Below are 596 nucleotides of genomic sequence, written 5' to 3' on the forward strand. Positions count from 1 at the left end.
CGCCGCAGCGAGCCGCCGCCGTCGACCACCAGCACCCGGCCCTGCCCCGGCGAATCGACCGCCGCCTTCACCAGCGAGTTGTCCTCGAAGCACTTCACCGTGCTGACCGGCCCGCTGAACTTCGGCCGGCCGCCGTAGTCGCGGAACACCGGCGGCAGCACGCGAAACGCGCCGTCGGTGTCGTTCTTGTGCGCATCGCACAGGTCGCAGGTGGCGAAATCGTTCGAGTGCTCGGTGCTCATGCAGTGACTTTCTTGATCGGGGGTTTCACATCTTCGCGCCGCGGCGGCAGCATCGTCTGGTGCTCGCGCGGGGTGTTCAGGATGATCGCGGTCGAGGTCTCGGTCAGCAGGCAGAACTTCGTGACGACGGCGTCGAGGTGCGCGACGTCGATCACCGCGATCTCCAGCAGCCAGCTGTCCTCGCCGGTCACGTTGTAGGCATTGACGACCTCGGGGCTCTGCTGCACCAGCTTGACGACGCGCGCGTACTCGGCGCGCCCCACCCGCATCACTGCGCGGATGCCGTAGCCCAGCTTGCCGAGGTCGACCGTCGCGCGGTAGCCGGTGATCACGCCGGCCGCCTCCAGCTTGCGC

2 protein-coding genes are annotated in these 596 nt (G+C 68.3%); both read right to left on the bottom strand.

Annotated features, from left to right (window positions below):
* Positions 1-242: RraA family protein (locus tag AC1D15_RS36210; RefSeq protein ID WP_477829889.1), on the bottom strand; the 242-nt coding region annotated here is incomplete at its 3' end.
* Positions 239-596, bottom strand: a 358-nt coding sequence (locus AC1D15_RS36215) for an Lrp/AsnC family transcriptional regulator (RefSeq protein WP_477829890.1), incomplete at its 5' end; no start/stop codon positions are given. The genes AC1D15_RS36210 and AC1D15_RS36215, both read right to left, overlap by 4 nt.

It is taken from the genome of Rhizobacter sp. P2_H2, from assembly GCF_056403375.1.